The 4,607-nt window shown below is 41.9% G+C and carries 4 protein-coding genes and 2 pseudogenes; 5 read left to right on the top strand and 1 reads right to left on the bottom strand.

Going from position 1 to position 4,607, the window contains the following annotated elements:
• The 5 genes and pseudogenes from AACQ81_RS01490 to AACQ81_RS01470 form a co-directional block, all read left to right on the top strand.
• Nucleotides 1–97, top strand: a pseudogene (locus AACQ81_RS01490) (IS5/IS1182 family transposase); the annotation flags it as partial.
• Between the two features lie 282 nt (nt 98–379).
• A complete protein-coding gene (locus AACQ81_RS01485; RefSeq protein ID WP_237388396.1) occupies nt 380–886 on the top strand; it encodes a hypothetical protein in 507 nt (168 codons plus the stop codon).
• Nucleotides 887–1,315: 429 nt separating this feature from the next.
• Complete coding sequence (locus AACQ81_RS01480) at nt 1,316–3,223, top strand: ATP-dependent DNA helicase (RefSeq protein WP_237388395.1); 1,908 nt, start codon at nt 1,316–1,318, stop codon at nt 3,221–3,223.
• A 72-nt stretch (nt 3,224–3,295) separates the two neighbouring features.
• A complete protein-coding gene (gene tsaB, locus AACQ81_RS01475; RefSeq protein ID WP_237388394.1) occupies nt 3,296–3,991 on the top strand; it encodes a tRNA (adenosine(37)-N6)-threonylcarbamoyltransferase complex dimerization subunit type 1 TsaB in 696 nt (231 codons plus the stop codon).
• A 118-nt stretch (nt 3,992–4,109) separates the two neighbouring features.
• Nucleotides 4,110–4,493: a Slp family lipoprotein gene (locus tag AACQ81_RS01470; protein ID WP_237388393.1), complete on the top strand. Its 384-nt coding sequence runs from the start codon at nt 4,110–4,112 to the stop codon at nt 4,491–4,493.
• Nucleotides 4,494–4,510: 17 nt separating this feature from the next.
• On the opposite strand, the pseudogene AACQ81_RS01465 reads toward AACQ81_RS01470, so the two are convergent.
• Nucleotides 4,511–4,607: pseudogene (locus AACQ81_RS01465) on the bottom strand (IS5/IS1182 family transposase); the annotation flags it as partial.

Here is a 4,607-nt window from a genome sequence, read left to right as displayed (position 1 = left end):
AGCAGTAGCTACTCGGTATGACAAATTAGCAAGAAATTATGAAAGTCTCGTTGCTTTGGCATTTTCAATCATGTGGCTCCCTATGTGGGTCGATTGAAACATGTACAACAAAGGTCAACACGCTCTAATCTCTACTCACTGATATCGCTTCTTTTCTAATAGCAAAGTGAGATAATGAGAACATATTAAATCGCCTCACTTACCTGCTGGTTTTTGAGTGACGCTTATCAGAGGCGTTTATTTATACTAAATCGGATAGGTTAAATTACCTATATGATATAGCAATTATCATCTCAGCACTCCATTAACGGTGAAGTAATCACGAGTCAGAAAATATTGACGAAATATTTTTTAGGCATTTCATCAGAAGGAGCACGACATGAAGATTGTCAATATATTATTTTGTGCAGCTTTATATTGTTTGTTGATATCCCCAGTCTTGGCAGATGAAAAAATGGTTAATGCAGAAAAACAACAGGTTCTTTCTGCTGACTATAATATGGAATTTAAAAATCACTCTTTTTCTGTCAATGATCTTGTGATAGTCAAACAAAGCACCGACTGTATGTATGATAGTGGTGCAGATCAGATAAATATTGCTCCCGGCAACCACCAAAGTACCCATTTACAAGACAATGATAATGTATTTAGTGCTTGTACGCTTAGACCTAAATGGGTTGAGTGGTCGGTTTCTAGTGGCTCTATGAGTTGTGCTTTGAGGTTTGAGCGTGGATACGATTTCAGTGAGGTAGGTTGGTATACGGTGATTAAAGGGTGTCCGAATATAGTTAAGAGTGCTACTTGTGGAAATGCTGACTGCAATCAGACTAACGTTTACGGAAGTTCATCGTATATGGATATCAGTGTAGAATTCCTCGTTCAGTGAATCTGGTAATTTTTTCATCCTATACAAAAAGGTGAGATTTCTCACCTTTTAACTCACGTTTCCGTTTCAAACGGAGGCAACGCATTCAGCTAAACTTTTTGCTTAGTTCTAATTGGCTGAAAATTTAGCTGATGAATCCGCCATTTTGGAGGAAACCGGAACTCTGCATAGGTACACATAGGATAATCTCATATGTTAAAGGGCAGGGTTCTGCTCTGTAGTGAAAATAGCTTCTTTTTCTTACTTTGTAGCTAACCTCAATTTTTCCTATCTAAATAGTGTAAAATTAATTGTTATGCGCCGTACTGAGTGCTTTTTCTATTTGTACATGTGTGTACATACTATGCTTTTTTTCATGTTTTTGTTTTTTATATATTTGTTTATATTAAACATTTTATTATCAAAATCATTTTATTAAAGAGACGGTTTGTGTCAGACGATTTTGCGAAAAATGGTGTGCTTGCCAAGGCTATATCGGGTTTTAAACCACGTGATGCCCAGCGGGAAATGTCTTCAGCTATTACGGCTGCTATTAAAAAACAGCAGCAATTGGTCGTGGAAGCGGGAACAGGAACTGGAAAAACATTTGCCTATCTTGTACCAGCTTTGCGTTCTGGTAAAAAGGTGATTATTTCGACAGGTTCCAAAGCGTTGCAGGATCAACTCTATAATCGTGATCTCCCGACTATTGTTGATGCCCTGAACTTTACCGGTAATCTTGCATTGTTAAAAGGGCGATCAAATTATTTGTGCCTTGAGCGTTTAGAACAACAGTCAATTGGGCATTCTCAGTTGGAAGCTGAAATATTGGCGGAAGTGATCAAACTAAGACATTGGTCGGCCCAAACGGAAGAGGGAGATATCAGTACGTGTCACCAAGTGGCAGAAGACAGCACAGTCTGGCCGTTGGTCACGAGTACTAATGATAATTGTCTTGGCAGTGATTGTCCTCGTTATCAGGAATGTTTTGTTCTGAAAGCCCGTCGTAAGGCGATGGAATCGGATGTGGTGATCGTTAACCATCATTTATTTATGGCGGATAGGGTAGTTAAAGATACCGGATTCGGGGAATTAATCCCGGAGGCGGATGTGGTGATCTTTGATGAAGCTCACCAAATTCCTGATATCGCCAGTCAATATTTTGGGCAGCAGTTAAGTAGTCGGCAATTGATGGATTTATCGCGGGATATTGTCATGGCTTACCGTACTGAAATCCGGGACCAGGCTCAGTTGCAAAAAAGTGCTGATCGTCTCAGCCAAAGCATACAGGATTTCCGTTTATCATTGGGCGAAAATAGTTATCGGGGTAATTTGCGCGAAGTTTTACAGCGGCAGCAGGTCCAGCGGGCATTAGTGCGTTTGGATGATGCTCTGGAACTTTGCTATGACGTAATGAAACTCTCTTTGGGGCGTTCAGCCATGCTGGATGCGGCTTTTGAAAGAGCAACGATTTATCGCAACCGCCTTAAACGTCTCATTGATGTCACGATACCCAATTACAGTTATTGGTTCGAAAGTTATGGTCGGCATTTTTTGCTGGCTCTGACACCACTGTCTGTCTCCGATAAATTTAGTGAGATGATCCGAGATAAATCAGGTTGTTGGGTTTTTACTTCGGCAACTTTATCGGTCAATGAACAGCTTGACCATTTCACGGAGCGTTTAGGGCTGAAACAAGCCCAGACATTGCTTTTGCCCAGTCCCTTTGATTATGAGCGGCAGATGCTATTGTGTGTCCCTCGTCATTTGCCATCGCCGAATCAGAATGGTGGCGCAAAATGGCTAGCCCGCATGTTGAAACCATTAATCGAAAGCAATAAGGGGCGTTGTTTTTTCCTTTGTACTTCCCATCAAATGATGCGTGGTCTGGCTGAAGAGTTCCGTGCCAGCATGACATTGCCGGTATTAGTACAAGGGGAAACCAGCAAGGGGCAATTGCTGTCACAATTTATTTCTGCGGGTAATGCATTGCTGGTGGCTACAGGAAGTTTCTGGGAAGGGGTAGATGTTCGGGGTGATGCGTTATCCTGTGTAATTATTGATAAACTGCCATTTACAGCTCCGGATGATCCTTTGCTTAAGGCACGTATTGAAGACTGTCAGCTTAAGGGTGGCGATGCTTTTAATGAAGTTCAACTGCCTGATGCGGTGATTAGTTTGAAACAGGGTGTCGGGCGTCTTATTCGTGATATTGATGATTATGGTGTGGTTGTCATTTGTGATAATCGATTAGTGATGCGTCCATATGGTGAAGTATTCCTGAACAGTTTACCGCCAGCACCTCGTACCCGTGATCTATCAAAAGCGGTTACGTTTCTTAAATCACGCCCATCATAGTCAAAGTAAAATTGTTGGGGCTGTGGTAGTATAGCCCCTTATTTCGAATTCTATTCTTGCCGGAGTTAAGGCATGTCCACGCGTATTTTAGCTATTGATACCGCAACTGAAGCTTGTTCTGTTGCACTTTTGAATGATGGCCTTGTTGAGGCACAGTTTGAAATATCCCCACGAGAGCATACTCAACGTATTTTACCGATGGTTCAAGAAGTATTGTTGGAAGGTAATGTCAGTCTGCAACAATTGGATGCATTAGCATTTGGCCGTGGACCGGGCAGTTTTACTGGTGTACGGATTGGGGTTGGCATTGCTCAAGGCTTGGCATTGGGAGCCGAATTACCCATGCTCGGTGTTTCTTCCTTAAAAACGATGGCACAAGGTGCATTTCGCTTGAAAGGGGCAACAAATGTTTTGGTTGCCATTGATGCACGCATGGGTGAAGTCTATTGGGGACAATATAGCCGTAATTTACAAGGAGAGTGGCAAGGTGATGAGACGGAGGCGGTTTTAAAACCTGAGCAGGCGCAAGAAATTATGCGTTCCTTGTCAGGCGAATGGGTAATTGCAGGAACAGGGTGGGATGCTTATCCTCAATTATTGGATAGTCATTTGACACTAATAACCAGTGACGTTACCTTGCCCCATGCGGAAGATATGTTGCCACTGGCGCTTCAAATGTGGGAAGCGGGAGAAACAACGGTGGTTGAACATGCTGAGCCTGTTTATCTGCGTAATGAAGTAACATGGAAAAAATTACCGGGTCGCTAAGGATGTTGTGTTTCCAAAAAAATTAAATTTATGTAACTTGTTGCTGGGTGTGTTATCCATTGGTATAGATAGTTGGGTTACAATGAGTCGATTCGACTTTTCCTGAGTTGGAGGGGTTATGCTCAATGGAACATACTATCGAAGCATTATAAAAACGGCAGTATTATTGGGAACAATGATACTTGTCGGTTGTGTATCAGTGCCTGATGTCATCAAAGGAACAACTAAAACACCGGTGGAAAAGCTATCTTCTGTCAAGAATGCCCCTGAATTATATATTGGGCATGAAGGGCGTTTTGGTGGGAAGGTTCTCAGTATATTAAATGAAAAAGACCAGACTCGGTTGGAGATTTCTACTTTACCACTGGCAGGTAACGCAGCACCACGTTTAGGGACAGCTTCTTTGGGGCGAATTTATGCCTATGTGAATTATTTTTTAGAACCCAGCGACTTTAAAGATCATTATGTAACTGTTGTAGGTTTGATTACTAGAGCGTGTTGACCTTTGTTGTACATGTTTCAATCGACCCACATAGGGAGCCACATGATTGAAAATGCCAAAGCAACGAGACTTTCATAATTTCTTGCTAATTTGTCATACCGAGTAGCTACTGCT

The organism is Xenorhabdus sp. Sc-CR9, assembly GCF_963897815.1.
Taxonomy (GTDB): Bacteria; Pseudomonadota; Gammaproteobacteria; order Enterobacterales; family Enterobacteriaceae; genus Xenorhabdus.
Note: the sequence above shows the minus strand (reverse complement) of the source record. Positions and strands in the feature narration are given on the sequence as shown.

Bases quoted from the DNA above. Each gene is read 5' to 3' on its own strand.
- AACQ81_RS01485 (WP_237388396.1), top strand. From the start codon at position 380: ATGAAGATTGTCAATATATTATTTTGTGCAGCTTTATATTGTTTGTTG.
- tsaB (WP_237388394.1), top strand. From the start codon at position 3,296: ATGTCCACGCGTATTTTAGCTATTGATACCGCAACTGAAGCTTGTTCT.
- AACQ81_RS01470 (WP_237388393.1), top strand. From the start codon at position 4,110: ATGCTCAATGGAACATACTATCGAAGCATTATAAAAACGGCAGTATTA.